This is a genomic window from Pantoea phyllosphaerae (assembly GCF_051025595.1).
Classification (GTDB): domain Bacteria; phylum Pseudomonadota; class Gammaproteobacteria; order Enterobacterales; family Enterobacteriaceae; genus Pantoea.
Genome location: NZ_JBPFDE010000001.1, coordinates 435,441 through 460,257 on the forward strand (window position 1 = coordinate 435,441; position 24,817 = coordinate 460,257).

Genomic DNA, 24,817 nt, shown 5'->3' on the forward strand with positions numbered 1-24,817 from the left:
TGATTCGCCCGAAACAGTACGCCTGACCTGGTCAGTTTGCTTTGATGACGCCAGCTCCTGCCTGATGCGTTACAGATCCCCGCGCGCCTGCCGATAACTCCCTACAGAACAACACACGCATTCAGTTTGACTATTTTCTGGAGTGTCTATGCGCTTCAATTATGACTTGTTACCCGGCGAGCAGCTCACCTTTGACGAGATCGCGCTGCGTTACGCGCGGCAGCATCCCGACGAAAAGGCGCTGACCGTGCGCGGCTTGCTAAGCCCGTCTACCAGCTATCGTACGCTGCGCATCCGTGCAGTCTTCGCCAGCGAAGAGAGCAACAGCCCGCTGGAAGAGCTGCTCTTCATCTCTGACGACAACGAGCGGAAGAACTACCTGCGCCGCTTCGAGCACTATATGAAGTCGCAGCAGCCGTTCGCCTGTTTTCGCCGCGCCAGAGAGGCGCAGCGCGAGAACCTCTGGCAGGTCATTGGCGAAAGCCGGGTCTACGCCATGCTCGATCCCCATTCCGCGACCGCGCAAAACCTGCTCGCCAGCCGGGGCTATCAGCTGGTGCTGATGCGTGAAGATGAGAACGAGGCGTACTGGCAGCTTTTCGACGCGCAGTCGCATCCCTGTTTCCCATATTCGCGCCGTATCCAGTTCATCGTGGTACTGAGCACGCCGCAGCATAAAATCCCGACGGCGGTGATGGCGGGCACGGAGGTCGGGCGGCGCGTAAAAACCAGCCTCTTTCAGCGCGCCAGCCAGGCGGAGTTTCTGGCTGCGGTAAAGGCACGCTACGGCGGTTGCGTCATTACCGGGACGCGTGTAACAGACAACACCCCTTTCCCCTGGGTAGAAACCTGCCACATCTCGCTGGCGGAAAATGAAGAGGGTCTAATCACCGACAACAGCGCTGATAACGGCCTCTACCTGCGCAGCGATCTTCAGCGCCTGTTTACCAGTAAGTTGCTGAAGATAGATGCGCAGACCGGGCAGGTCAGCTTCCTGCAGCAGGCGATGGAGGAAGAGACCCTGCAGCAGGATTACGCCTTACTCGATCAACAGATTTGCAAGTTATGGCATCTGGTGCCTGAAAGAACGCGGGCCTATCTGGCCAACGTCGGATAAACGCTATTAAAGGGAAAGATATGTTTAAATCAGGCGAAACGCTGTTATTCAACGACATTGCTCTGCGCTGGCGTGCGCAGAGTCCGGATGAACCCGGCCTGACCACGGGGGGAATGCTGAATCCATCGCGAGGCAATGAGGCAACCCTGGTTCGGGCGCTCTTCGCCCACGACCGCATCAACGGCGATCTGGATGAGTTTATCTTTATTGCCGGTGACAATGACTACAGGCATTACTTTGATCGGCTGAAGCGCGCTCAGCAGGATCAATCACCGTTCTGGGTATTTCGTAAGCCGCTCACAGGCGACGCGTGGATTGCGCAAGGGCACATGCAGGTGGCAGAGCTGCTCTCGCCGCACAGTCGCGCGTTAAAGATGCAGCTGGCGGCAAAGGGTTATCGACTGAAGCTGGATAACCGGTCAGGCGACGAGCGCTGGCAACTCTTTAATGGCATGGTGCCCGTGCTGGAATCGCCACGCAGCATTGAGTTTGTCCTTCAGCTTTCTCCCGCCGCGATGCCCGAGCAGGGCGCAGAGGAGAGGGGGAGGCGTGTCAGGCGTGAAGTCTGGATGCGTACCCAGCAATCCTTGTTCTCCAGCCGCGTGCGGCAGCGCTATGGTGCGTGCGTTATCACCGGCCTGCCGTTAAGCGAGCAGGTTGCATCATGCTGGATAGATGCCGCCCATATCGACGCGACAAAGAGCGCCGATGGCGGCTATCTCCGCGATAACAGTACAGATAATGGCCTGTGCCTGCGCAAAGATCTGCACGCCCTGTTTGATAACAGATTACTTTTCATTGAGCTTCCGGAGGGGCGTCTGCGCTTCGATCGCGAAAAACTGGGTGAAAAGGTGTTTGAACATTATGCTTCGCTTGAGGGGCAGATCTGCGCCCTTTGGGACCTCGTGCCGCCTGCCACGCGGCAGCGGCTGCGCGCGTCAGACTAAGCAGCGTGATGAGAGCGGAACAATCCGCTCTCTGACATAACAAAAATGAAATAACCTCGCTTTTGCCCGCCTATTCAGCCAATCAATCCCCCTACAGAATTGGATAATCTTGCCGATAACTTCATTAACGCAGGGTAGTCAACGTGAACGATTTCTATACCGCCGAAGGCGTGATGGATAAACATTCGCTCTGGCAGCGCTACGTGCCGCTGGTGCGCCATGAAGCGCTGCGTTTGCAGGTCCGTCTGCCAGCCAGCGTTGAGCTTGACGATCTGCTGCAGGCGGGGGGTATTGGCTTACTGAACGCTGTAGAGCGTTACGACGCGCTGCAGGGAACAGCCTTCACCACCTACGCCGTGCAGCGCATCCGAGGCGCAATGCTGGATGAGCTTCGCAGCCGGGACTGGGCGCCACGCAGCGTGCGACGCAACGCGCGCGAAGTGGCGAGCGCGATGCACCAGGTTGAGCAGAACATGGGGCGTGCCGCCACCGAGCAGGAGGTAGCCGAGAGGCTGAATGTTTCGATGGAAGAGTACCGGCAGATCTTGCTGGATACCAACAACAGCCAGCTCTTCTCCTACGACGAGTATCGGGAAGAACACGGCGACAGCGCGGAGCTGGTCACGGAAGGGCATGAAGAGGCCAATCCGTTGCATCAGCTGCTTGAAGGGAATCTGCGTGAACGCGTCATTGAAGCGATCGAAGCCTTACCCGATCGCGAAAAAATGGTGCTGACACTGTACTACCAGGAAGAACTGAACCTGAAAGAGATTGGAGCGGTACTCGACGTGGGAGAATCACGCGTCAGCCAACTGCACAGTCAGGCGATCAAACGCCTGCGTGCCCGACTTACGGGAGCGCGCTGACGGCCTCAGTTCCTGGCGATCTAAAAATAATAAAACCGGGGACTCAGCAATGGGAGCCAAATCCAAGGCCAGACCTTTAAGCCGTTATCTTAAAGATTATAAACATAGCCAGAGCCACTGTTCACACTGTGGCAAAGTACTGGACCGCATGGCGTTGGTCTTTCGCGGTCAGATCATCAATAAAGAGGCCATTGCGCGCATGGACCAAATGATTGATGAGCAGCTGTGGCTGAAATTACAGCCAGAACTGACCGCACTGTGCCGTTTTTGTAGTGATATTTTTTGCAATACGCATCCTAATTATTTCGACATTATGGCCTTCAAGCAGTATCTGTTTGAGCAGACGGAAATGAGCCACAGCACGATCCGCGAATATGTGGTCAGGCTGCGTCGTCTGGACGATATGCTTAAGGCCAAAAATTTCCCGGCTGACCGTTTAAGCGGCAACAGCTGGCACGCGTGCCTGGAGAACGATCTGCCCGATGCGGGCAATAATAACTATCGCATCGCGCTGCGCAAATATGACCAGTTTTTAGGATGGCAGCGCGGCTAGCGTCTGACGCGCTGGCCATCTGAACCCTTCTGCCCAGGCGGAAGCGAACCAGATAGCGCCAGCAACGCGTGAAGCACTCAGCCGCCGCGCACTCAGCCGGCGGCGGATTGGCGAGGCAGGGCGCTAAGACTCGTCCCCTGTAAGCGAGCGATGCTGCATCAGGCGCATCGACCGCCTCTTTTACGCGCGAAGTCAGATGATCCTTCGCGCAACTTCTGCAACACTGTAAAGATTACTGTGACTGCCCTGGAGGCCGCATTGTCTTTACATCTTATTCACCAGTATCCGCGTCTGGAATTGCTCGGTGCGCCCACGCCGCTTGAGCATCTGCCGCGCCTCTCTGACTACGTTGGCCGCGATATCTTTATCAAACGTGACGATGTCACGCCTGTCGCCCTGGGCGGCAATAAGCTGCGCAAGCTGGAGTTTCTGGCGGCGGATGCGCTGCGCGAAGGCGCAGATCTCTTGCTGACGGCGGGCGCCATCCAGTCCAACCACGTGCGTCAGACCGCCGCCGTCGCCGCGAAGCTCGGCCTGAAGTGCGTCGCACTGCTGGAAAACCCGATCGCCACCCAAGCGGAAAACTATCTCAGCAACGGCAACCGGCTACTGCTGGATCTGTTCGACTGCGAAATCGTGCTGGTCGACGCGCTGGACAATCCGGCGGCGCAGCTGGCGGCCCAGGCGGAACGCCTTGAGGCGCAGGGTTTTCGTCCCTATGTGGTGCCGGTCGGCGGTTCGAGCTGGCTCGGCGCGCTTGGCTATATCGACTGCGCGCAGGAGATTGCGCACCAGAGCGAGGGCGTGGTTGACTACGCCGCGGTCGTGGTCGCGTCCGGCAGCGCGGGCACCCATGCCGGACTGGCGGTCGGGCTTGAGCAGCTGCTGCCGGAAACAGAGGTGATCGGCGTCACCGTCTCGCGCCACGCGGAGCAGCAGCTGCCGGTGGTGGACAGCCTGCGGCAGCAGCTGATTGCTAAACTGGAATTGACCAGCACGGCCCCCGTGACCCTGTGGGACGACTACTTCGGCCCGCGCTACGGCGAGCCGAACCAGGAAGGAATGGAGGCGGTGAAGCTGCTGGCGCGGCTGGAAGGTATCCTGCTCGATCCGGTTTACACCGGCAAAGCGATGGCGGGCCTGCTCGACGGCATCAGCCAGAACCGATTCCGTCGTGAAGGGCCGCTGCTGTTCGTTCACACCGGCGGGGCGCCCGCGTTATTTGCTTATCATCCTTCGGTCTGAGCAGTTGGGAAAAAAACATTTATACTTCGCGGGTTATGACAGCAATACCGGGCGGCGCGCAGGCGCGGCCTGGCAACACACACATCACATACTAATAAATGGGGTAGATATGATTTTTTCTCGTGTTGGTCGCCATCTGGCGATGGGCGTGATGGCGGCGGCGCTGATTGCCGGCGTTAACCTGAAAACGCATGCGGCGGAAAACCTGCTGGCGCAGGTCAAAGACAAGGGCGAGCTGCGCGTTGGCCTGGAGGGCACCTATCCGCCGTTCAGCTTCCAGGATGAGAGCGGCAAGCTGACCGGATTTGAAGTGGAGTTCGCGCAGCAGCTGGCGCAGCATCTGGGCGTGAAGGCCAAACTGCAGCCGACCAAATGGGACGGCATGCTGGCGTCGCTGGACTCAAAACGCATCGACGTGGTGATCAATCAGGTGACCATCTCCGACGAGCGCAAGAAGAAGTATGACTTCTCTACGCCATACACCATTTCCGGCGTACAGGCGCTGACGATGAAGGCGAAAGCGGGCACCATCAGCAAGCCGGAAGACCTGGCCGGTAAGAAAGTGGGCGTCGGCCTGGGTTCGAACTATGAGCAGTGGCTGCGCGACAACGTAAAAGGCGTCGATATTCGCACCTATGACGACGACCCGACCAAATATCAGGATCTGCGCTCTGGCCGTCTGGATGCGATCCTGGTGGATCGTCTGGCCGCGCTGGATCTGGTGAAGAAAACCGGCAACACCATGGCAGTAGCCGGCGCGCCGTTCTCACGTCTCGAGTCAGGCGTCGCGCTGCGCAAAGGCAACGACGATCTGCTTAACGCCGTCAATCAGGCGATCGCCGCCATGCAGAAAGATGGTTCGCTGACCAGACTCTCTGAAAAATGGTTCGGCGCGGATGTGACTAAGTAATGCAGGAAAGTCTTCAACTGGTGCTGGATTCAGCACCTTTTTTATTAAAAGGCGCGCTCTTTACGCTACAGCTCAGTATCGGCGGCATGTTTTTCGGGCTGGTGCTGGGCTTTGTGCTGGCGCTGATGCGGCTGTCGCGTTTCTGGCCCGTTAGCCTGCTTTCCCGCTTTTACGTGTCGGTGTTTCGCGGCACGCCGCTGATTGCGCAGCTGTTTATGATTTACTACGGCCTGCCGCAGTTTGGTATCGAGCTCGATCCCATTCCCTCCGCCATGATTGGCCTGTCGCTGAATACCGCCGCCTACGCGTCGGAGTCGCTGCGCGGCGCGATTGCGGCTATCGAGCGCGGCCAGTGGGAAGCGGCGGCGAGTATCGGCATGACCCGCTGGCAGACGCTGCGCCGCGTCATTTTGCCTCAGGCGGCGCGCACGGCGCTGCCGCCGCTCGGCAACAGCTTTATCAGCCTGGTGAAGGATACCTCGCTGGCGGCCACCATTCAGGTGCCGGAGCTGTTCCGTCAGGCGCAGCTGATTACCTCGCGCACGCTGGAGGTTTTTACCATGTACCTGGCGGCGTCGCTGATCTACTGGGTCATGGCGACCGTGCTGTCGGCGCTGCAAAACCGGCTGGAGAAACGGGTTAATCGTCAGGATGAGGAGGCGAAATGAGCGCCATCGAAATCAGCAAGCTGGTGAAAACCTTCAACGGCCAGACGGTGCTGCACGGCATCGACCTTGAGGTGGCTTCCGGCGAAGTGGTGGCGATTATCGGCCCCAGCGGCTCGGGTAAAACCACGCTGCTGCGCTGCATCAACCTGCTGGAAACGCCGGACAGCGGCACCGTCAAGGTCGGGGAGATCGCTATCGACGCCCGGCTGGCGCAGACCAGGCAGAAAGAGCAGGTGCGCCAGCTGCGCCAGCAGGTCGGCTTTGTGTTCCAGAACTTCAATCTGTTTCCCCACCGCTCGGTGCTGGAAAACATTATTGAAGGGCCGGTGATCGTCAAAGGCGAACCGAAAGGGGAAGCCGAAGCGCGTGCGCGTGCGCTGCTGGAGAAAGTGGGGCTGCAGGGCAGAGAGGGCAGTTTCCCGCGTCGTCTCTCTGGCGGCCAGCAGCAGCGCGTGGCTATCGCCCGCGCGCTGGCGATGCGTCCGCAGGTGATCCTGTTCGACGAGCCGACGTCGGCGCTCGATCCTGAGCTGGTGGGCGAGGTGCTCAACACCATTCGCGCGCTGGCTCAGGAGAAGCGCACCATGGTGATCGTAACCCATGAAATGAGCTTTGCCCGCGACGTCGCGGATCGGGCGATTTTTATGGATCAGGGGCGCATCGTCGAGCAGGGCGCGGCGAAAGCGCTGTTCAGCAATCCTCAGCAGGCGCGCACCCGGCAGTTCCTCGATAAATTCCTCAACCAGTAATCAATACGCCTCTTCGGGGGCGTATTCTGTTTTTCTGCTGCGCGCGAGCCACACCCGCCACTATTTTCTTATTCGCTCTACCACAGTTAATTATTTATGCTTAAACCATTTGGGGCAAAAACGTTAACTATTTTCGTACGCATCAATCATTTTCTGGTTTAACCGATTCAGGCTTACTCCTATTTACCTGGGCGAATAAAGGTTGCCTGCCCGCCGCATTTTTTCCGCTTAGTCGTTAACAGATAACTAAAAAAGCGCTGTACGGAAGGAATGTAAAGAAAAAACGAAACGCGTAAAGCCTTGTTAATTCAGGGCCAGATTAAAACTTTTAAGACTTTCGCTAGAGTCAGCGGCAGGGGAAAGGCGAATAATCGCCAGATAATCCTAAAAGTATTATCTCGTTTTTTCTTTTTTCCTCTCTCATTTCTGACCTACACAGCAGGAGTCAAATTATGAACAGCGCTAAGTCAGATGAAATATCGTGGGTCAATACCCTTAAGGGGGCCTGCATATTGCTGGTCGTGCTCTATCACACCGTGCTGCCAGGCTTTGAAGGCACGCTGAAGTATCTTTCCGCAGGCTGGATCCCGGCGGAAATGTGGGTACAGTTTAATACCGTGCTGTCGCCGCTGCGTATGCCCGCCTTTTTCTTTGTCTCCGGCCTGCTGGCCACGAACGGCATTCTTAATCGTCCCTGGAAACAGGTTTTCACCAGCCGTATTACCAATCTCTTTTATCTCTACATTCTGTGGGGCTTTATTCAGTGGTGGTCGATTGTCGGCATCTCAACTGAAATAACCGGCCAGCGTATTTCTCAAAATCTTAACGCCGCCTATGCCGGTTCGCTGTTTGAATTTTTAAAACTGACGTTTCTGGCGATGAGCACTTCCTGGTATCTCTACGGGCTCGGCCTCTATTTTCTCTGCGCCAAAATCTTTCGCCAGCAAAAAGTGGCCCTGCTGGCGGTTGCCGTGCTGCTTAATTACCTGGCGGTAGAGAAAATTATTCCCTTCTGGGGGCCGCAGAGCGTGGCACAATATTTTGTCTTCTTCCTGCTGGGCGTGTTCTGGAGCCCGATGATGCTGCGCCTGAGCGAATGGCGACGGGAAAACTGGATGCCCTGGGCGATACTGGCGGCGCTGGCGGGCATGCACGTTATTTTCGGCCTCGATAAGAGCCTGTTTATGTGCATTATCGCGGTGCTGGGGAGCGTGGCGGCCTGCCGCTGGCTCAATCAGCATTTCAGCATGAGCTACATGAACTGGATAGGGCGCAACACGCTGCAGATTTATGTGATCCACCGTATCTTTATCGAATTCTTTGGTATGTCGGCGATTCTGTTCGCTCAGCGGCACCACCTGTTCGAGCAGGCCTGGTTCTCGTTTCTGTGGGCCTGCCTCTATCCGGTCGCGATAGTCGGCCTCTGCTCGCTCTGCTCGGTGGCGGTGTGGTCGGTGACCAATCGCGGCCTGGGGCAGTCGCTGTTTATCTTCCCGACGCTGATCGGCCTGAAACGCGCCCGTTCCACTACCTGAAAAAAAGCCCCGCGCAGGCGGGGCTGTTCAGTGCGCGGCAGCGGGCGGCAGGCCCGCTGCTGGCTTAGCTTTTTACGCGGCTGGCGAAGCTTTTACGCAGCTTCTGCAGCTTCGGCGGAATGACCGCCATGCAGTAGCCGTTGCGCTGGCCCGCGCCTTCCCAGTAATCCTGATGATAGGCCTCGGCGGGATACCACTCTTTCAGCGGTTCAATGGTCGTGACCACCGGATCCTGATGGTCCTGCTGCGCGCGTGCAATAGCGGCGACCGCCTCTGCTTCCTGCTCCGGGGTGGCCGGAAAGATGGCGGAACGGTACTGCGTGCCAATGTCGTTGCCCTGGCGGTTAAGCTGCGTCGGATCGTGGGTGGCGAAGCTGATATCCAGCAGATCGCCGTAGCTCACTTTCTCGGGATCAAATCCGATGCGAATCGCTTCCGCATGCCCGGTCGCGCCGCTGCAGACCTGCTCATAGGTCGGATTAGGACGCGCGCCGCCGGTATAGCCGCTTTCAACCGACTCCACGCCGATCACATCTTTAAAAACCGCTTCGGTACACCAGAAACAGCCGCCTGCGATCACTGCGTATTCGATTGCCATAATGCTTAACTCCTGTCGAGGTCGAGGTCGAGTATGAGAGAGTAGGGACGGCTGCGCGCCTTTTCAACCCGCGCAGGGCAAGATTGGCCGAGGGCAGGCTAAATCAGCATCTCAGGTTTAAACTGACCGCTGCGATCCAGCACCCGGTCGCCCATGATGGTAAAGCGTCCTTCGCCGGTATAGTGCAGGGTCGGCGGAAATTCCGGCTCGTCGGCGACGTGGGCTTTGACGATCTCGAAGATAAACAGGTTGTAGTTATCCACCATCGAATCGTCATAGAGCTGGCACTCAAAGCTGGCGAAACACTCATTAATCAGCGGAGCGTTCACCACGCTGGCCGGTTCGGCGGTGAGGCCAAAGGCATCGAACTTATCCAGCTTGTCGCCGTGGCTGTTGCCGATAGCGACGACCTTATCGATCAAATCCGCCGAGGGAACGTTTAGCACGCACTGTCCGCTGTCGCGGATCAGCGCATGACTGTGGTTCATGCTGGAGATCATGCAGCCGACCAGCGACGGTGAAAACTCCAGCACCGTATGCCAGCCGAGCGTCATGATGTCGCTGTGGGTGTCGAACTGCGAGCTGAGCAGCAGCACCGGGCCGGGCTCGAGGTATTTACGCGCCTTGCTGACCGGAAAGGCGGTTTTGTGCAGACGTTGACTCATGGCATCTCCTTATTTCGGGGCGATGCCTTTAAGTGTAGAAGCTACAGGTCGATCACCAGCGCTTTACTGCGGCTGCGCGAGCAGCAGAGCGCGATTTGTTGAAGCGGCGCAGACTTTTCCGTTTCGGTCTGCACGGTGTCGCGATGGTCCGCTTCCCCGGACACCACCGGGGTGAGGCAGGCGCCGCACAGCCCCATTTCGCAGGAGAGCGGCACCTCGACGCCGTTCTCCAGCAGCACGCGGGCGATGGTTTTATCCGCAGGCACCGGCCAGCTGGCGCCGGAAGAGGCCAGCGTGACGATAAAGCTTTCGTCGTCTGCCTGCGTCGGCGTCGGCGCGGCGGCGCTAAAGGCTTCGGTATGCAGCTGATCTGCCCGCCAGCCGAGCGCCTGCGCCTGCTGCTGCATATGCGTCATAAAACCCTGCGGCCCGCAGAGGTAGAGATGCGTCCCGTGCTCAGGGGCGCGCAGCGCCTCAGGCAGGTGTTGACGCGGGCTCCGCCCCTCGGCGCTGCACAGGATCTCGCCGTAGCCGTAGCGGAAGGGCTGCAGCAGCTGGCGCGTCAGGGCCGCATCCTGGCGTTGCTTCACATAATAGTGCAGCGAAAAGGGCACGGCGTCCGCTTCGAGCTGCGCCGCCATCGCCAGCAGCGGCGTCAGGCCGATGCCGGCGGCGATAAGCACCACGCGCTGCGCCGCCACCAGTGGAAACAGGTTGCGCGGCGCTGAAATAGTCAGCCGCTGGCCCAGCCGCAGCTGCTGATGGATATAGCGCGAGCCGCCGCGCGAATCGGCGGCCAGCCCGACGCAGATCAGATAGCGATCCTGGCGCAGCGGCGAACCGGTCAGCGAATATTGCCGCATCATGCCGTTGCCCAGCTGCAGGTCGATATGCGCGCCCGCCTCCCAGCGCGGCAGCGGCAGGCCGTCATCGCGCACCAGGCTCAGCGCAACGGCGTGGCGTCCCTGACGCGACAAACCATCGACAGTTACCGTAAACGTTGTCATCTCATCTCCTCCCTACACCAGGAAAAAGTCGCCGTAGCCCTGTTTTTTCAGGCCGCGACGGTAGGCGATAGAGCTGCGGTCGGCGGGAATATGCGCCTCCAGCGTCAGATCGAGCGGCAGGCGCTCCGGCATCTGCGTCTCCACCATCAGCCGGTCTTCCTCGAACACGCGATGGTTAAAGGCGTGCACCTCTTCGACGGGGATATGCAGGTCGAAGTTGCGCGCGATGGGCGCGAACATCCGCGTTTTGCGCGCTGAAACCGGCGAGGCGGCGTTCATAATCACCAGGCGCGCCGCCTCGGGAAAATGCACCGTCAGCGTGGCGGTAAAGGGAAGATGCATCTCAAAATGACGCAGCCACTGAAAGCCCTCCGGCGCCTGCTGATCGGAGCCCGCCGCGAAGTTGGAAACCGAGCTCCAGTAATCCACCGCAAAGCCATACGCCGTCTCCACCGGGTTGTAGGGCGGCACCTCCTGATTGCCGGGATCGGCGAAGGTTTCGCTGTGCACCCACGCGAAATGGGCCACGTCGAGAAATCCCTCGACCTGGCGTCCGGCAAAGCCGGCGACGTCGAAAGGAGGACAGGTGATCTGCTGAAAGCTGGCGTCGTCCCAGTGCGGCATCTGCGGCAGCGCGGCGGGGTTATCCGCATCCGGGGCGAGGCAGACCCATACCAGCCCGAAGCGCACCTCTACCGGAAAGTTGATGAGATTGAGCTTGGCGGGCACCGGCTGGTTGGGGCTAGAAGGAATGCGGTTACAGCGGCCATCCTCGCCAAAGCGCAGTCCGTGGTAAGGGCAAATAATGCCGTGTTCGTCGTGAAAGCCGAGCGTCAGCGGCACGCCGCGGTGCGGGCAGACATCTTTCGCGGCGACAATCTGCTCATTGATGCGGTAGATCACCAGCTGCTCGTCAAGCAGCACCGCTTTCATCGGCGCAGGACCAACGTCGCACAGACGCGCCACGGGATGCCAGCAGCGCGCCAGCCGCAGCCAGTCATCAGGTTCAAAAGTGCAATGGGCGGGAGGCGAAGGTTGTTTCATGGCGATTACCTGTCTGAGGCGCAAGAGAAGATATCAACATTGTGGACAAAGGTGGGTGCAACGATCCATCATCGTTTTTTCACTAAGGTGTTGCGTTAAACGGTACAGGTAACTGATGCTCCCTTTTTCTCGCTTCTCTCACTATTTTCTCGAACTGGCGCGCAGCGGTAGCCTGCGTAAGGCGGCGGAACGGCTGCACGTCTCCGCTTCGGCGATTAACCGGCAAATCTTACAGGCGGAAGAGGAGCTGGGCATGCGGCTGTTCGAACGGCTGCCGGACGGTATGCGTCTGACCAGCGCTGGCGAGCTGCTGCTGGATGACCTGCGTCGCTGGCAGCGCGAGTACCAGCGCACCCGTCAGCGCTTCGATGAGATTCAGGGGCTGCGGCGCGGCCACGTCACGCTTGGGCTGATTCAGGCGCTAAATGAAGGGGCCATTGCCGATGCGCTGTCGCACATTGCACAGACGCATCCCTGGCTGCGGCTCGACCTCAGCGTGCACGACAGCGCGCAGATCGGCGAGCAGGTGCGGCTGGCGGAGCTTGACGCCGGGCTGGTGCTCGACCCACAGGCGCAGGCCGGACTAAGCGTGATGGCCTTCGCCGAGCTGCCGATGGGGGTGGTGCTGCCCGCCGGGCATGCGCTTAGCGCACGCGCGACGCTCTCCACCGGCCAGCTCAGCGCGGAGCGGCATATCATTCCCGGCGCGCCGCTGGTGGTACATGAGCGGGTCGAGATGCTCTACCAGAAGCACAACCTGCAGCCGGAGAACGTCATTACCTGTAACGATATTCGTCTGATTAAATCGCTGATCAAGCAGGGCAGTGGCATCAGCATATTAAGCCTGCTGGACGTGATGGATGAGGTGGAGCGGGGGACGCTGAGCTTTGTGCCGCTGCGCGACGCTAACGTGCGGCCGCTGACGCTGGCACTATGCTGCGCGCCGGCGCGGCAGCTGTCGCGCGCCGCCCAGCAGGTGATTCAACATTTGACCGGTGTGATCGAATCGCTTAACGCGTCAGGCTAAGGTGAAGATTTGCCTTAAAATCAGCAGATAGCGCGCACCGGTCGCCCTTTTTGTAAATTAACGTAAAGCGGAAGCGGGTCAGGTTTAGCGGAAAGCCTAATTAGGCTATAAGTCCTCTACCACGCCAACCTGCTTAGGGTTTCACCTTACATGATGATGACTCTGCGACCTCTGCTGACGCTTCTGTTAGCATCCGCTTTTTTGCTTGGCGGCTGCTCCCGCCATTCTACTGAACCCTCCGCACGGAACGATACGCAGGTCAGCGATACGGGCCAGGGCGATCAGGGCGACCTCATTCCGGTTGTTGCCGCGCTGCACGATCAGATGCATACCTGGCACGGCACGCAATATCAGTGGGGCGGCACCGAACTTTCCGGCGTCGACTGCTCCGGCTTTGTCTGGCGCACGCTGAAGGATCGCTTTAACCTGCCGATGGATCGCGTCACCACCACCGAACTGCTGAAGATGGGCAAGCGCATTGCGCCGCGCGATCTGCAGCCGGGCGACCTGGTCTTTTTCCGCATCAAAGGCGGCATGCACGTCGGCTTCTATGATACCGACCAGCACTTTTTCCACGCCTCGGTCAGCCAGGGCGTGGTGCGCTCCGAGCTGAATAATCCTTACTGGCAAAAAGTCTTCTATCAGGCACGGCGCCTGCCGAAAGAGTACAACGCGCAGATCACCCTTAATAAAGGCAGCGGTATGACGCTGGCGCGTAAGTAAGCCTCCTCACCGATCAGAACGCTGTCGTGTTTACCTGTTGGAAACATCATCACGTTAGACTATGATGTTTCCAATAAGGAAAACGAGAAAGCAGGATGCACATCATCTCAAGAAAAATATTCCTCGAAGCGGCTATAAAGTTCCCGGCCTATGCCGCCGCGCTGGATGCAACTTACAGGATGCTCAATGGCAGAGAGTTTGCCGAGCCAGAGGATCTGAAATCTTTTTTTCCCTCGCTTGACCGGATGAAGTATCGGGCTAAATGGTGGGTAATTGATGTTGGCGGCAATCATTTAAGAGTGATGTTTTTCGCTGATTTCGTCGCTAAAAGAATTTTTATCAAGCATATCGTGACACATTCTGAGTATGACAGGCTGGTGAAGCATTATCGGGAGAACAAAGAATGATCGCAGAAGCCATCCAGGCAACGAACGATTTAATCAAAATCGTACCTTTTTTGGGCGCAAGTCCCTCAAAAGATGATTACAAGCAGGCACTGGAGCTGGTGGAGTATCTGGTTGAACATGAGCCGAACAGTCCCTTGATCGACATGCTGGCTGATAAAGTAGCGAAATATGAAAGTAACGCGCCTGAGTTCACCGCTTTCAATACTCGCATTGCTAATCTACCGGGAGGCGTTGCGTTGCTACGCGTGCTGATGGATCAGCACGGGCTCACTCAGTCATCCTTTGCTGAGGAGATCGGCCAGCGTTCATATGTAAGTCGTATCCTGAAAGGCGATCGCCAGTTGACCGATAAGCATAAAGCCGCACTGGCAAAACGCTTCAATCTCCCGTTCGAGGCTTTTCGCGACAGTTAATGTCGATCTCGCTCAGCAAGCCCGCCTTACGGCGGGCTTTTCGATCAGTGCCGAACGGCGCAGCCGCACTGGCCCATTTCGCCCAGCGCCGCTCTGCCCTGATGGGAGTGGCGCACCCGCAGCTCGCCGCTGCGCCAGGCGCCATCCTCCGCCACGCGATTAAGCAGCAGCCGGTTTAGCGCCTCCGTGACCCGCAGCGCCTGCGGCTGCGCCCAGCTTGTAAGATGCCAGGGCGAGGCGCCCGCCTCCAGGCAATCACCAAATCCCACCACGGCGACATGCGCCCCCTGACCAAAATCCCGCACCGCCTGTAGCGCGCCGAATGCCAGCGGGTCGCTGTCGCAGAATAGCGCCTGGATGCGCTCCGAGGCGCGGGCGCGCTTCAGGTAGGCAAGCATCGCCTGATAGCCGCTGATGCGTTCATCGCCCTCGTCGGCAATAAGCGACTGATCCAGGCGTTTATCCGCCGCCGCTAATACGCTGCAGAAACCGTCGATGCGGGCGGGATCGGCGCAGCGCGCCGGTTGCAGGTAGCCGAAACGCTGATGGCCCTGCGCCAGCAGCAGCTGACCCATCTCTGCGCCAGCGGCATAGCCGTCCAGATTTAGCTCATCCAGCGTCAGCAGCGGGATCGGCCCGGCAGCGGCGCGAAACGTATCGCTGAACTGACCGGAGAGGTGGAGCGCGCCGCTCAGCAGCGGCGCCAGCTGACGCGCGCGCTGATCGGCAGCGTCGACCAGCAGCGCCGCGCAGCCGCGCGCGTTAAGCTGCCGGTTCACCTCCTGCAGCAGCGCCGCCGTCTGCGGATGGCTGAAATCATGGCTCAGCACGCCAATGGTTTTACAGGTGTTGTTATACATTATGAAGACCCTGTTAAGGTGAGTAGAGGTCCCCGTACCATAAAGGATGCGGCGCCTGTTTCACAATGGTTCTGCGTCCGCCAGCTGCAGTTCGCGCCTGCCCAGCGTGCGGGTCGCCAGAACCGACTGCTGGGCATACAGGCTTGCCTGCTTGACCGCCTGGCTCAGCGGCGTGCCGCGCAGCAGGCGGGCGGTCAGCTCGGCGGTAAAGAGATCGCCTGTGCCTTTGGGCGGATTATCGTAGCGCGGGTGTTCGGTGACGAAGGTCTCTTCCGCGGTCACGCAAAACACCTCCATGCAGTGACGCGTCTCGTCGTGCGTAGCGCTGGTCACCACCACCCATTGGGTTTGGGCGCTGAGCAGCGAGCGGGCGGCGTCGATAATCTCGGCGTTGCTCTCCAGCGGCGCGTCGCACAGACAGCCCAGCTCAAAGCGGTTCGGCGTCAGGCCGGTCGCCAGCGGCGCAAGCTGTTGCCGATAGTGGACCGCCAGCTGCGGATCGACGTAGAAGCCACTGTCGTCATCGCCCAGAACCGGATCGATAATCACCGGCATCTGCGGGTTTTTCTCACGCATCAGCCGCAGCCAGCGCGCCAGCGACGCCGCCTTATCGGTGGATTTCAGATAGCCCAGCACCACGGCGCGCGCGGCGCTATCCAGGTTCCGCTCGGCCAGCGCGGTCAGATAGCCTTCAAACCAGGGCTGAGGGATCTCGCCGCCGTAGCAGCTGGCATAGTGGGGCGTATTGCTCAACAGCACCGTAGGCACTGCCACAACCTGCAGCCCATGGCGGCGCAGCGCAGGGACGGCGATGCTGTTGCCTACGCTGCCGTAAACCACCTGCGACTGAACGGAGATGACGTCGATGATTTCGCCATCTGCGGCGTCGGAAACCTGAAACATATTGCGCTCCTTGTTGGCACTCTTGCACCAGTATATCGCTACGAGGGGGCCAGCGGCAGGCAGCGCCTGGCGGTGCCGCTTCCCTTAACCCGCTTCAGCCCTTGCCGGACAAAGCGCGGCGCAACGCTAAGCGAAGCGCTAACGGCAGAATATTCTGCTAACAACACGCAAATAATGCCGCGTCGAGTGGCAAATATGGCAAGGCCGTCTACACTTAATCGCGACGATGTTTTCAGTCAGGTTGATATGTCTGTGAAGGTTCTAAAACGTAGTGGCGTCTTATCTGAAGTGACTTGCTGGTACCCGCAGTTTTTGCCCTGCACCTTACCCCACGCTCAGCCGTTCCGGCTGGTGCTCCCGCAGACATTCATCCTCACTCAAACATCCTGCAATGGCGCGTTGACGAGCCAGGCCTCTGACCTGACAAGCCGCGAATCGTACGCGCCCGAATCAACTACAGGAGAAGACACGTGACCCAAGCGGCGAATGAACATGCCTCGCTTCCTGCGCTAAGCGGCGGTCTTTATGCCTTCTTTTTTGACGTAGACGGCACCCTTGCGGCCATTCAGCCGCAGCCTGACGCCGTTTTTATCCCGGAAAAGGTGCGTCAGCAGCTGCAGCAGCTCGCCTCCCTGTGTCACGGCGCACTGGCGCTGGTGTCGGGGCGGCCGATTTCACAGCTCGACGCGCTGGCCGCACCCTTAATTGCGCCCGCGGCGGGCGTTCACGGCGCCGAGCGTCGCGATGCGCAGGGCGAACAGCACTTTATCCGTCTGGAGCCCGTGGTCGCCGACGCCCTGCAGCAGCAGCTGCAAGAGGCGATGGCGCGCTGGCCAGGCACGCTACTCGAGGCCAAAGGCATGGCCTTCGCGCTGCACTACCGTCAGGCGATGCAGCATGAGCAGGATGTCCTCACGCTGGCCGAACAGGCCGTGAAACGCTTTCCGGCGCTGGCGCTTCAGCCGGGGAAATGCGTTGTGGAGATCAAACCGCAGGGCGTTGATAAAGGCGAAGCCGTACGCGCCTTTATGCGCGAAGCGCCCTTTGCCGGTCGTATCCCGGTATTTGTCGGAGACGATCTAACGGATGAGAAAGGATTTATCGCCGTAAACGCCATGCAGGGCATTTCCGTGAAGGTTGGCCAAGGTTCCAGTCAGGCGCGTTATCGGCTGCCAGACGTTGAGGCGGTTTACGCATGGCTGGAGCGATTACTATTACAAATAAAACAAGACAATGTCGGTAAGGAGTAAAGGTTATGAGTCGTTTAGTGGTCGTATCTAACCGAATCGCCATTCCTGATGGGAAAAAAGCCAGCGCAGGCGGCCTCGCCGTCGGCATTCTTGACGCGCTGAAAAGCACCGGCGGCCTGTGGTTTGGCTGGAACGGGGAGATCAGCGAATTTTCCGGAGAAGAGGAAGACGAGCTGGTACAGGTAGAGCATGACGGCATCTCCTACGCCGCGCTGCCGCTGAGTCAGAACGATTACGATCTGTATTACTGCCAGTTCTCTAATACCGTTATCTGGCCCGCGTTCCACTACCGTCTCGATCTGGTACAGTTCCAGCGCGAAGCCTGGGACGGCTACTGCCGCGTCAACGAGATGCTGGCGCAGCGCCTGAAGCCGCTGATTAAGCCGGACGACACCTTGTGGATCCACGATTATCATCTGCTGCCGTTCGCCGCCGAACTGCGCAAGCAGGGCGTGAATAACCGCATCGGCTTCTTCCTGCACATCCCGTTCCCAACGCCGGAAATTTTCAACGCGCTGCCGCCGCATCAGGAGCTGCTTGAGATGCTGTGCGAATACGATCTGCTGGGCTTCCAGACTGAATCGGATCGCGTCGCCTTTCTCGACTGCCTCAGCCAGCTGACGAAGCTGCAGAATGCAGGCGACAAAAAGCACCGCGCGTTCGGCAACACCTTTATGACCGAGGTCTATCCTATCGGCATCGAGCCCGACAGTATCAAGGAGATGGCTGAAGGTCCGCTGCCGCCGAAAATGGCGGCGATGAAACGCGAGCTGGGCGATGCGAAAAACATTATTGCCTGCGAGCGCCTCGACTATTCCAAAGGGCTACCGGAGCGGTTCCTGGCCTATGAGGCGCTGCTGGAAAATTTCCCTGAGCATCGCGGCAAAATCCGCTATTCGCAGATCGCGCCAACCTCGCGCGGGGACGTGCAGGCGTATCAGGATATTCGTCATCAGCTCGAAACTGAAGCGGGCCGCATCAACGGCAAGTACGGTACGCTGGGCTGGACACCGCTCTACTACCTGAACCAGCATTTTGACCGCCGTCTGCTGATGAAGATCTTCCGTCTGACCGATGTCGGGCTGGTGACGCCGCTGCGCGACGGCATGAATCTGGTGGCGAAGGAGTATATTGCCGCGCAGGACCCGGACGATCCAGGCGTGCTGGTGCTGTCGCGCTTTGCCGGTGCTGCCAACGAGCTGACCTCCGCACTGATTGTTAACCCTTACGATCGTGATGAAGTGGCAGCGGCGCTGAATAAAGCGCTGACCATGCCGCGGACCGAGCGTATTTCACGCTACAACGACATGATGGCCGTACTGCGCAAGCATGACATCACTCACTGGCGCGAAAGCTTCCTGAAGGATTTGTGGGCTATCCCGCCGCGCAGTGAAGATCACAGCACGGTGAATAAAGTGGCCACTTTCCCCAAACTCGCCTGATTCTCATGGCGGTCCGCTCTATGGACCGCCCTTTATCCTGCTTCTCTCACTCACTCACTCATTCACTCACTCATTCATCGCTCTCCAGTTCCTCTTAAGATTATGGTTGTCAGCTGACAATTCCGACCGAGTCTGTTTGCTGTTTTAATCCACAGTTAAGAAAAAAACGGCTTTTTTTGCCCACGCGAACCTAAAGTCTGACGGCAAAATGCCGATAGTTATGAGTCATAAAAGTGTCAAATGCATTATTCATTCATATCTCTAATGTAACACCTTGTTACACCTGCTGTTCTCTGCTTTACGCCCACCTTAAAACATTAACGATTCGTTGTTAAAACGCGACGATTATGCGTCATCTCTCTTTACGCTTCGCTTACGCCCTCCAGGAAATATTTGCCCTAAGTAATTAATTTTCCAGCGGTTAGTCACGCCTGTTTTTAGCATATTATGCTGCTATACGATAAGTACATGGCGCCTTGTAGGGCGTTAATGGCATTGTTAAAAATAATCGATCGCTGGCGAGGCGGGATAAAAGAGATATCGGGTCCATTAGGGTAATAAGCCCTTTGTTAGGACGAAATATAAATGAAACAAAGCTGATTTGTGCAAAAAATAGACAAAATAAAAGCATCACTGAAGGGTTCGCGAAAAAATTTGCCTTAAAAGTGTGATGCAGATCACACTTTATCTAAAATTTCATGGTCCTGTCGTTGTATGTGTAAATCAGACGGGATAGATTTGCGTTGTTTTAGGAATAGTCTTAAAAGAATGTAAAAAGACGTCACGGAAGAGCGCAATAATTTAAAAAAGAATGGCCCTGGGGTTTTGACTAACACTGTAAATATGTCGTTCAGGACATGAGGCAGACTTCAGAGTACGTTTGGTTTTTGGCTGTCAATTTTTGCCATCTTTATACCTAACAACCAGCAACCCGTAACGCAGAGGGTTTTTCTGCGAAGCTCTCACGTCGTGTCTGTCAGGATGGAAAAAATGGGTACATCTGATTTACTGAAACATATTTATGATCTCAATCTGTCATATTTACTGCTTGCACAGCGATTAATTAACCAGGAAAAAGCTTCTGCAATGTTTCGCCTCGGAATTGATGAAGAGATGGCTAACGCATTGTCGCAATTAACTCTACCGGAAATGGTAAAGTTAGCGGAAACCAATCAGTTGGTTTGCCAGTTTCGCTTTAACGATCACACTATTATTAACCGCCTGACGCAGGAATCTCGCGTGGATGATTTACAGCAAATCCACACCGGCATTTTATTATCCAGCCGTTTACTGCGTAATGCTTCTAAAGATGAAGTGCCGGCGAAGAAGAGGGCGATGTAAATGTCGGAAAAGAGCATTGTTCAGGAAGCGCGCGATATTCAGCTCGCGATGGAATTAATTACGCTCGGCGCGCGTTTGCAAATGCTGGAAAGCGAAACCCAGTTAAGCCGCGGCCGCTTAATTAAACTTTATAAAGAGCTGCGCGGCAGCCCGCCGCCGAAGGGCATGCTGCCTTTTTCCACCGACTGGTTTATGACGTGGGAGCAAAATATCCACGCCTCTATGTTCTGCAACGCCTGGCAGTTTATGCTAAAAACCGGCATGGCGACCGGCGTTGACGCGGTCATTAAAGCTTACCGCCTCTATCTCGAACAGTGTCCGCAATCGGACGAGGGCCCGCTGTTGGCGCTGACGCGCGCCTGGACCCTGGTGCGATTCGTTGAAAGTAATATGCTCGAACTGTCCGACTGCAAAAGCTGCAACGGCAGTTTTATTAACCATGCGCATCAGCCGGTCGGCAGCTTCGTCTGCAGCCTGTGCCAGCCGCCGTCGCGCGCGGTAAAAAGACGTAAACTTTCTGCAGATTCTGCCGATACCTTTCCACAACTGCTGGATGAACAGGTTAAACACGCCGTTTAAGTTTGTTCGCATCGTGGAAAGTCATCCAGCAGCGGGTATCCCCCGCTGCTTTTTTTTTGCCCACGATCTGAATAGCGCCTGCGGCTCTCTGGCTTAACTTCCACCAACACGTTACGGACGTAAGGATGTTCTAGTGCTGATCTTATTGGGTTATATCATTGTTGTCGCATCCGTGTTGGGCGGATATGCGCTGGTGGGTGGTCATCTGGGTGCCCTTTACCAGCCGTCAGAGCTGTTAATTATCGGCGGTGCCGCGCTTGGCGCTTTTTTCGTCGGCAACAACGGCAAGTCGATTAAAAAGACGGTAAAAGCGCTGCCAAAGCTGATGCGCGGCTCAAAATATAATAAAGCCCTTTATATGGATTTAATGGCGCTGCTCTATCGCCTGATGGCTAAGTCGCGTCAGCAGGGCATGCTGTCGCTGGAACGCGATATTGAAGATCCAACACAGAGCGAAATATTTGCTAATTATCCGCGTATTCTCGCCGATAAACAGCTAGTGGATTTTATTACCGATTATCTGCGTCTGATGGTCAGCGGCAACATGAACGCCTTTGAGATCGAGGCGCTGATGGATGAAGAGATCGAGACCTACGAACATGAATGTGAAGTGCCAGCGCAAAGTCTATCCGCCGTCGGCGACGGCCTGCCCGCCTTCGGCATCGTGGCGGCGGTAATGGGCGTGGTGCACGCGCTGGCCTCAGCGGACCGTCCGGCGGCCGAACTGGGCGCGCTGGTGGCGCACGCGATGGTAGGAACCTTCCTCGGCATTCTGCTGGCGTATGGCTTTATCTCGCCGCTGGCGTCGGTACTGCGCCAGAAGTGCTCTGAAACCACCAAGATGATGCAGTGCATCAAGGTCACGCTGCTCTCCAGCCTGAACGGCTATGCGCCGCAGATTGCAGTGGAATTTGGCCGTAAGACGCTTTACTCCACCGAGCGTCCGTCGTTCAGCGAGCTGGAGGAGCACGTACGTAACGCGAAGAACCCGGCGAAACAGACTTCGGACGAAAGTGCATGAAGAACAGCAACCGCCCAATCATCGTCGTCAAAAAGCGCAAGCATAAAGGTCACGAAGGCGGTCACGGTTCCTGGAAGATCGCCTATGCCGACTTTATGACGGCGATGATGGCCTTCTTTATGGTGATGTGGCTGATCTCCATCTCCAGCCCGCAGGAGCTGGTGCAGATCGCTGAATATTTTAAAACGCCGCTTAAGGTCGCTCTGACCGGCGGCAAGCGCAGTAGCGATAGCGACAGCCCGATTCCAGGCGGCGGCGACGACGCGACGCGCATCCAGGGCGAGGTAAAAAAAGTCGTCAATATGGATGAGCAGAAGCGCAAGCTGGATGACATTCGCCTGAATCGCCTGCGCGAAAAGCTGGACCAGCTGATTGAAGCGGATCCGCGCCTGAAAGCCCTGCGTCCGCACCTGATTATCAACATGGTGGAAGAGGGGTTACGCATCCAGATTATCGACAGCCAGAACCGGCCGATGTTTAAAACCGGCAGCGCCGAAGTCGAGCCCTATATGCGCGACATCCTGCGTGCCATTGCGCCGCTGCTTAACGATATACCGAACCGCATCAGCCTGGCGGGCCATACCGACGACTTTCAGTACGCGAATGGCGATCGCGGCTACAGCAACTGGGAGCTTTCCGCCGATCGCGCCAACGCCTCGCGTCGCGAGCTGGTCATAGGCGGGCTCGACGGCGGCAAAGTCCTGCGCGTGGTCGGCATGGCCGACACCATGAAACTGAAAAATCGCGTCGGTAACGATGCCGTTAACCGCCGCATTAGCCTGCTGGTGTTGAACCATGACACCGAAGCGGCGATTGAAAAAGAGAACGCCGAGAGCGACGCCGTACAGGTGAGCGATCCGGCGGCCATAGAAAAGATTACCGCGCCGCCTGTGCCGCAAGGCAGCAGCCCGGTAACCACAACAGCCCCCTCACAGCCGAGGTGATCCCGTGAGCATGGACATCAGCGATTTTTACCAGACGTTTTTCGATGAGGCCGATGAGCTGTTAGCTGATATGGAGCAGCATCTGCTGGGGCTCGATCCCCAGGAGCCGGACTCCGAACAGCTAAATGCCATTTTCCGCGCCGCCCATTCGATAAAAGGCGGAGCCGGAACCTTTGGGTTTACGGTTTTGCAGGAAACTACCCACATTCTGGAAAATATTCTGGATGGTGCTCGTCGCGGCGAGATGCAGCTCAGCACCGACATCATCAACCTGTTTTTGGAAACCAAAGATATTATGCAGGAACAGCTCGATGCCTATAAAACCGCGCAGGAGCCCAACGCGGAAAGCTTTAACTACATCTGCGAAGCGCTGCGCCAGCTGGCGTTAGAAGCGAAAGGCCTGCCGGTGGCGGCGCCGGTCGTTGCCGTTGCGCCAGCCGTACAGAGCGCGCCAGCCAGCAGCGGCCTGCGCGTGAAGCTGGTCGCCCTGAAAGAGAAAGAGGTCGATTTAATGCTGGAGGAGCTGGGCAATCTCGGCGCCCTGAGCAACGTGGTTAAAGGCAGCGATTTTCTTGAGGCGAGCATCGACGGCGTCAGCAAAGACGACATCGTGGCGGTGCTCTGCTTCGTGATCGAAGAGGCGCAGATCCGCTTCCCGGACGCTGACGCCGCGCCGGTTGCGGAGGTTGTGCCGGTCGCCGCGCCTGCGCCGGTCGCAGAGGCCGCGCCAGTGCAGAGCGCCAGCGTGAGTGAACTGCCGGTGGCGAAGCGCGAAGGCAAACGCGCCGCCGCGCCCGCTAAAAGCAGCGAATCCAGCAGCATCCGCGTCGCGGTGGAGAAGGTCGATCAGCTGATCAACCTGGTCGGCGAGCTGGTGATTACCCAGTCGATGCTGGCGCAGCGCTCGGGCGAACTTGACCCGGTGGCGCACGGCGACCTGCTGAACAGCATGGGCCAGCTGGAGCGCAACGCGCGCGATCTGCAGGAATCGGTGATGTCGATTCGTATGATGCCGATGGAGTATGTCTTCAGCCGCTTCCCGCGCCTGGTGCGCGACCTGGCGAGCAAGCTGGGCAAAGAGGTAGAGCTGACGCTGCTCGGCAGCTCTACCGAGCTCGACAAGAGCCTCATCGAACGCATTATCGATCCGTTAACGCATCTGGTGCGCAATAGCCTGGATCACGGCATCGAAGCACCTGAAAAACGCCTGGCGGCGGGCAAGGTGGCCACCGGCAACCTGACGCTGTCGGCGGAACATCAGGGCGGCAACATCTGTATCGAGGTCTCTGACGACGGCGCCGGCCTGAACCGCGAACGCATTCTCGCCAAGGCGCTCTCTTCCGGCCTGCCAGTCAGCGAAAACATGAGCGACGAAGAGGTCGGCATGCTGATCTTCGCACCGGGCTTCTCGACGGCTGAGCAGGTCACCGACGTGTCGGGCCGCGGCGTCGGCATGGATGTGGTTAAGCGAAACATTCAGGAGATGGGTGGCCATGTGGAGATCGCCTCGAAGCAGGGTAAAGGCACCACCATCCGTATTCTGCTGCCGCTGACGCTGGCGATCCTTGACGGCATGTCAGTGCGCGTGGCGGACGAAGTCTTTATCCTGCCGCTCAACGCGGTGATGGAATCCCTGCAGCCGCGCAGCGAAGAGCTGAAGCCGCTGGCGGGTGGCGAATGCGTGCTGGAGGTGCGCGGCGAGTACCTGCCGCTGGTTGAACTGTGGAATGTGTTTGACGTGCAGGGCGCGAAAACCGAGGCGACGCAGGGCATCGTGGTGATCCTGCAAAGCGCCGGAAAACGCTACGCGCTGCTGGTAGATCAGCTTATTGGCCAGCATCAGGTCGTGGTGAAAAATCTCGAAAGCAACTATCGCAAGGTGCCTGGCATCTCCGCCGCCACCATCCTCGGCGACGGCAGCGTCGCGCTGATCGTTGACGTGTCGGCGCTGCAATCGCTTAACCGTGAAAAACGTGTGGCCGGCGCGGCCGCCTGACTGACAA

The 24,817-nt window shown here is 57.8% G+C and carries 26 protein-coding genes; 20 read left to right on the plus strand and 6 right to left on the minus strand.

Annotated features, from left to right (window positions below):
- The first annotated feature begins 148 nt into the window (after positions 1 to 148).
- The 9 genes from ACR6A7_RS02025 to ACR6A7_RS02065 all read left to right on the plus strand — a co-directional run bounded on the left by ACR6A7_RS02025 (position 149) and on the right by ACR6A7_RS02065 (position 8,590).
- Positions 149 to 1,117, plus strand: coding sequence for an HNH endonuclease signature motif containing protein (locus tag ACR6A7_RS02025; RefSeq protein ID WP_434123093.1), 969 nt, complete (start codon positions 149 to 151; stop codon positions 1,115 to 1,117).
- A 20-nt stretch (positions 1,118 to 1,137) separates the two neighbouring features.
- Entirely contained in the window at positions 1,138 to 2,064 is a 927-nt protein-coding gene (locus ACR6A7_RS02030) for an HNH endonuclease (RefSeq protein WP_434123094.1), read from the plus strand.
- Between the two features lie 143 nt (positions 2,065 to 2,207).
- Entirely contained in the window at positions 2,208 to 2,930 is a 723-nt protein-coding gene (locus ACR6A7_RS02035; RefSeq protein WP_434123095.1) for an RNA polymerase sigma factor FliA, read from the plus strand.
- 49 nt (positions 2,931 to 2,979) lie between these two features.
- Positions 2,980 to 3,483 (plus strand): flagella biosynthesis regulatory protein FliZ, encoded by a 504-nt coding sequence (fliZ, locus tag ACR6A7_RS02040; RefSeq protein WP_434123327.1) that lies wholly within the window; start codon positions 2,980 to 2,982, stop codon positions 3,481 to 3,483.
- Positions 3,484 to 3,741: 258 nt separating this feature from the next.
- Positions 3,742 to 4,728, plus strand: a complete 987-nt coding sequence (locus tag ACR6A7_RS02045) for a D-cysteine desulfhydrase (RefSeq protein ID WP_434123096.1) — start codon at positions 3,742 to 3,744, stop codon at positions 4,726 to 4,728.
- 109 nt (positions 4,729 to 4,837) lie between these two features.
- Positions 4,838 to 5,638, plus strand: coding sequence for a cystine ABC transporter substrate-binding protein (tcyJ, locus tag ACR6A7_RS02050; RefSeq protein ID WP_434123098.1), 801 nt, complete (start codon positions 4,838 to 4,840; stop codon positions 5,636 to 5,638).
- Positions 5,638 to 6,306: a cystine ABC transporter permease gene (gene tcyL, locus ACR6A7_RS02055; RefSeq protein ID WP_048785860.1), complete on the plus strand. Its 669-nt coding sequence runs from the start codon at positions 5,638 to 5,640 to the stop codon at positions 6,304 to 6,306. The genes tcyJ and tcyL overlap by 1 nt, the downstream gene beginning before the upstream one ends.
- The gene (tcyN, locus tag ACR6A7_RS02060) at positions 6,303 to 7,055 is read left to right on the plus strand and encodes an L-cystine ABC transporter ATP-binding protein TcyN (protein WP_434123099.1); all 753 of its coding nucleotides are present in this window, start codon (positions 6,303 to 6,305) and stop codon (positions 7,053 to 7,055) included. Before tcyL ends, tcyN begins: the two co-directional genes overlap by 4 nt.
- 452 nt (positions 7,056 to 7,507) lie before the next feature.
- The gene (locus ACR6A7_RS02065; protein WP_434123100.1) at positions 7,508 to 8,590 is read left to right on the plus strand and encodes an acyltransferase family protein; all 1,083 of its coding nucleotides are present in this window, start codon (positions 7,508 to 7,510) and stop codon (positions 8,588 to 8,590) included.
- Positions 8,591 to 8,654: 64 nt separating this feature from the next.
- Here the strand turns inward: ACR6A7_RS02065 and msrA are convergent, their stop codons facing one another.
- The 4 genes from msrA to hpxD all read right to left on the minus strand — a co-directional run bounded on the left by msrA (position 8,655) and on the right by hpxD (position 11,904).
- Positions 8,655 to 9,188 carry a peptide-methionine (S)-S-oxide reductase MsrA gene (gene msrA, locus ACR6A7_RS02070; RefSeq protein WP_033791336.1) on the minus strand — a complete coding sequence of 178 codons (534 nt, stop codon included), beginning with the start codon at positions 9,186 to 9,188 and terminating at the stop codon, positions 8,655 to 8,657.
- Positions 9,189 to 9,286: 98 nt separating this feature from the next.
- The gene (locus ACR6A7_RS02075) at positions 9,287 to 9,853 is read right to left on the minus strand and encodes a flavin reductase family protein (RefSeq protein ID WP_033749763.1); all 567 of its coding nucleotides are present in this window, start codon (positions 9,851 to 9,853) and stop codon (positions 9,287 to 9,289) included.
- 41 nt (positions 9,854 to 9,894) lie between these two features.
- Positions 9,895 to 10,860 carry a PDR/VanB family oxidoreductase gene (locus ACR6A7_RS02080; protein WP_434123101.1) on the minus strand — a complete coding sequence of 322 codons (966 nt, stop codon included), beginning with the start codon at positions 10,858 to 10,860 and terminating at the stop codon, positions 9,895 to 9,897.
- A gap of 12 nt (positions 10,861 to 10,872) precedes the next feature.
- Entirely contained in the window at positions 10,873 to 11,904 is a 1,032-nt protein-coding gene (hpxD, locus tag ACR6A7_RS02085) for a molybdenum cofactor-independent xanthine hydroxylase subunit HpxD (protein ID WP_434123102.1), read from the minus strand.
- Positions 11,905 to 12,019: 115 nt separating this feature from the next.
- On the opposite strand from hpxD, the gene ACR6A7_RS02090 reads away from it, so the two are divergent.
- The 4 genes from ACR6A7_RS02090 to ACR6A7_RS02105 all read left to right on the plus strand — a co-directional run bounded on the left by ACR6A7_RS02090 (position 12,020) and on the right by ACR6A7_RS02105 (position 14,474).
- Complete coding sequence (locus ACR6A7_RS02090) at positions 12,020 to 12,931, plus strand: LysR family transcriptional regulator (RefSeq protein WP_434123103.1); 912 nt, start codon at positions 12,020 to 12,022, stop codon at positions 12,929 to 12,931.
- A 162-nt stretch (positions 12,932 to 13,093) separates the two neighbouring features.
- Complete coding sequence (locus ACR6A7_RS02095) at positions 13,094 to 13,654, plus strand: NlpC/P60 family protein (RefSeq protein WP_434123329.1); 561 nt, start codon at positions 13,094 to 13,096, stop codon at positions 13,652 to 13,654.
- Between the two features lie 95 nt (positions 13,655 to 13,749).
- Positions 13,750 to 14,061 (plus strand): type II toxin-antitoxin system HigB family toxin, encoded by a 312-nt coding sequence (locus tag ACR6A7_RS02100; RefSeq protein ID WP_434123104.1) that lies wholly within the window; start codon positions 13,750 to 13,752, stop codon positions 14,059 to 14,061.
- The gene (locus tag ACR6A7_RS02105; RefSeq protein WP_434123105.1) at positions 14,058 to 14,474 is read left to right on the plus strand and encodes a helix-turn-helix domain-containing protein; all 417 of its coding nucleotides are present in this window, start codon (positions 14,058 to 14,060) and stop codon (positions 14,472 to 14,474) included. Before ACR6A7_RS02100 ends, ACR6A7_RS02105 begins: the two co-directional genes overlap by 4 nt.
- A 44-nt stretch (positions 14,475 to 14,518) precedes the next feature.
- On the opposite strand, the gene ACR6A7_RS02110 is transcribed toward ACR6A7_RS02105, so the two are convergent.
- Entirely contained in the window at positions 14,519 to 15,334 is an 816-nt protein-coding gene (locus ACR6A7_RS02110; protein ID WP_434123106.1) for a substrate-binding domain-containing protein, read from the minus strand.
- 60 nt (positions 15,335 to 15,394) lie between these two features.
- On the minus strand, positions 15,395 to 16,237 hold the full coding sequence (pdxK, locus tag ACR6A7_RS02115; RefSeq protein ID WP_434123107.1) for a pyridoxine/pyridoxal/pyridoxamine kinase: 843 nt from the start codon (positions 16,235 to 16,237) through the stop codon (positions 15,395 to 15,397).
- 470 nt (positions 16,238 to 16,707) lie between these two features.
- Here pdxK and otsB point away from each other — a divergent pair, with 470 nt between their 5' ends.
- From otsB to cheA, 7 genes are all read left to right on the plus strand, one after another.
- Positions 16,708 to 17,487: a trehalose-phosphatase gene (otsB, locus tag ACR6A7_RS02120; RefSeq protein ID WP_434123108.1), complete on the plus strand. Its 780-nt coding sequence runs from the start codon at positions 16,708 to 16,710 to the stop codon at positions 17,485 to 17,487.
- A 5-nt stretch (positions 17,488 to 17,492) separates the two neighbouring features.
- Complete coding sequence (gene otsA / locus ACR6A7_RS02125; RefSeq protein ID WP_434123109.1) at positions 17,493 to 18,929, plus strand: alpha,alpha-trehalose-phosphate synthase; 1,437 nt, start codon at positions 17,493 to 17,495, stop codon at positions 18,927 to 18,929.
- A 990-nt stretch (positions 18,930 to 19,919) separates the two neighbouring features.
- Positions 19,920 to 20,270 (plus strand): flagellar transcriptional regulator FlhD, encoded by a 351-nt coding sequence (gene flhD / locus ACR6A7_RS02130; protein ID WP_434123110.1) that lies wholly within the window; start codon positions 19,920 to 19,922, stop codon positions 20,268 to 20,270.
- On the plus strand, positions 20,271 to 20,849 hold the full coding sequence (flhC, locus tag ACR6A7_RS02135; RefSeq protein WP_434123111.1) for a flagellar transcriptional regulator FlhC: 579 nt from the start codon (positions 20,271 to 20,273) through the stop codon (positions 20,847 to 20,849).
- Positions 20,850 to 20,982: 133 nt separating this feature from the next.
- Positions 20,983 to 21,870 (plus strand): flagellar motor stator protein MotA, encoded by an 888-nt coding sequence (gene motA, locus ACR6A7_RS02140; RefSeq protein WP_434123112.1) that lies wholly within the window; start codon positions 20,983 to 20,985, stop codon positions 21,868 to 21,870.
- Positions 21,867 to 22,814, plus strand: a complete 948-nt coding sequence (gene motB / locus ACR6A7_RS02145) for a flagellar motor protein MotB (RefSeq protein ID WP_434123113.1) — start codon at positions 21,867 to 21,869, stop codon at positions 22,812 to 22,814. Before motA ends, motB begins: the two co-directional genes overlap by 4 nt.
- 10 nt (positions 22,815 to 22,824) lie before the next feature.
- Positions 22,825 to 24,810 carry a chemotaxis protein CheA gene (gene cheA / locus ACR6A7_RS02150; protein ID WP_434123114.1) on the plus strand — a complete coding sequence of 662 codons (1,986 nt, stop codon included), beginning with the start codon at positions 22,825 to 22,827 and terminating at the stop codon, positions 24,808 to 24,810.
- Positions 24,811 to 24,817: the final 7 nt, after the last annotated feature.

What these genes read in the sequence shown, in the direction of transcription:
- ACR6A7_RS02025 (WP_434123093.1), top strand. Translation starts at nt 149, where the DNA reads ATGCGCTTCAATTATGACTTGTTACCCGGCGAGCAGCTCACCTTTGAC.
- ACR6A7_RS02030 (WP_434123094.1), top strand. Translation starts at nt 1,138, where the DNA reads ATGTTTAAATCAGGCGAAACGCTGTTATTCAACGACATTGCTCTGCGC.
- fliZ (WP_434123327.1), top strand. Translation starts at nt 2,980, where the DNA reads ATGGGAGCCAAATCCAAGGCCAGACCTTTAAGCCGTTATCTTAAAGAT.
- tcyJ (WP_434123098.1), top strand. Translation starts at nt 4,838, where the DNA reads ATGATTTTTTCTCGTGTTGGTCGCCATCTGGCGATGGGCGTGATGGCG.
- tcyL (WP_048785860.1), top strand. Translation starts at nt 5,638, where the DNA reads ATGCAGGAAAGTCTTCAACTGGTGCTGGATTCAGCACCTTTTTTATTA.
- tcyN (WP_434123099.1), top strand. Translation starts at nt 6,303, where the DNA reads ATGAGCGCCATCGAAATCAGCAAGCTGGTGAAAACCTTCAACGGCCAG.
- ACR6A7_RS02065 (WP_434123100.1), top strand. Translation starts at nt 7,508, where the DNA reads ATGAACAGCGCTAAGTCAGATGAAATATCGTGGGTCAATACCCTTAAG.
- msrA (WP_033791336.1), bottom strand. Translation starts at nt 9,188, where the DNA reads ATGGCAATCGAATACGCAGTGATCGCAGGCGGCTGTTTCTGGTGTACC.
- ACR6A7_RS02075 (WP_033749763.1), bottom strand. Translation starts at nt 9,853, where the DNA reads ATGAGTCAACGTCTGCACAAAACCGCCTTTCCGGTCAGCAAGGCGCGT.
- ACR6A7_RS02080 (WP_434123101.1), bottom strand. Translation starts at nt 10,860, where the DNA reads ATGACAACGTTTACGGTAACTGTCGATGGTTTGTCGCGTCAGGGACGC.
- hpxD (WP_434123102.1), bottom strand. Translation starts at nt 11,904, where the DNA reads ATGAAACAACCTTCGCCTCCCGCCCATTGCACTTTTGAACCTGATGAC.
- ACR6A7_RS02090 (WP_434123103.1), top strand. Translation starts at nt 12,020, where the DNA reads ATGCTCCCTTTTTCTCGCTTCTCTCACTATTTTCTCGAACTGGCGCGC.
- ACR6A7_RS02100 (WP_434123104.1), top strand. Translation starts at nt 13,750, where the DNA reads ATGCACATCATCTCAAGAAAAATATTCCTCGAAGCGGCTATAAAGTTC.
- ACR6A7_RS02105 (WP_434123105.1), top strand. Translation starts at nt 14,058, where the DNA reads ATGATCGCAGAAGCCATCCAGGCAACGAACGATTTAATCAAAATCGTA.
- ACR6A7_RS02110 (WP_434123106.1), bottom strand. Translation starts at nt 15,334, where the DNA reads ATGTATAACAACACCTGTAAAACCATTGGCGTGCTGAGCCATGATTTC.
- pdxK (WP_434123107.1), bottom strand. Translation starts at nt 16,237, where the DNA reads ATGTTTCAGGTTTCCGACGCCGCAGATGGCGAAATCATCGACGTCATC.
- otsA (WP_434123109.1), top strand. Translation starts at nt 17,493, where the DNA reads ATGAGTCGTTTAGTGGTCGTATCTAACCGAATCGCCATTCCTGATGGG.
- flhD (WP_434123110.1), top strand. Translation starts at nt 19,920, where the DNA reads ATGGGTACATCTGATTTACTGAAACATATTTATGATCTCAATCTGTCA.
- flhC (WP_434123111.1), top strand. Translation starts at nt 20,271, where the DNA reads ATGTCGGAAAAGAGCATTGTTCAGGAAGCGCGCGATATTCAGCTCGCG.
- motB (WP_434123113.1), top strand. Translation starts at nt 21,867, where the DNA reads ATGAAGAACAGCAACCGCCCAATCATCGTCGTCAAAAAGCGCAAGCAT.
- cheA (WP_434123114.1), top strand. Translation starts at nt 22,825, where the DNA reads ATGGACATCAGCGATTTTTACCAGACGTTTTTCGATGAGGCCGATGAG.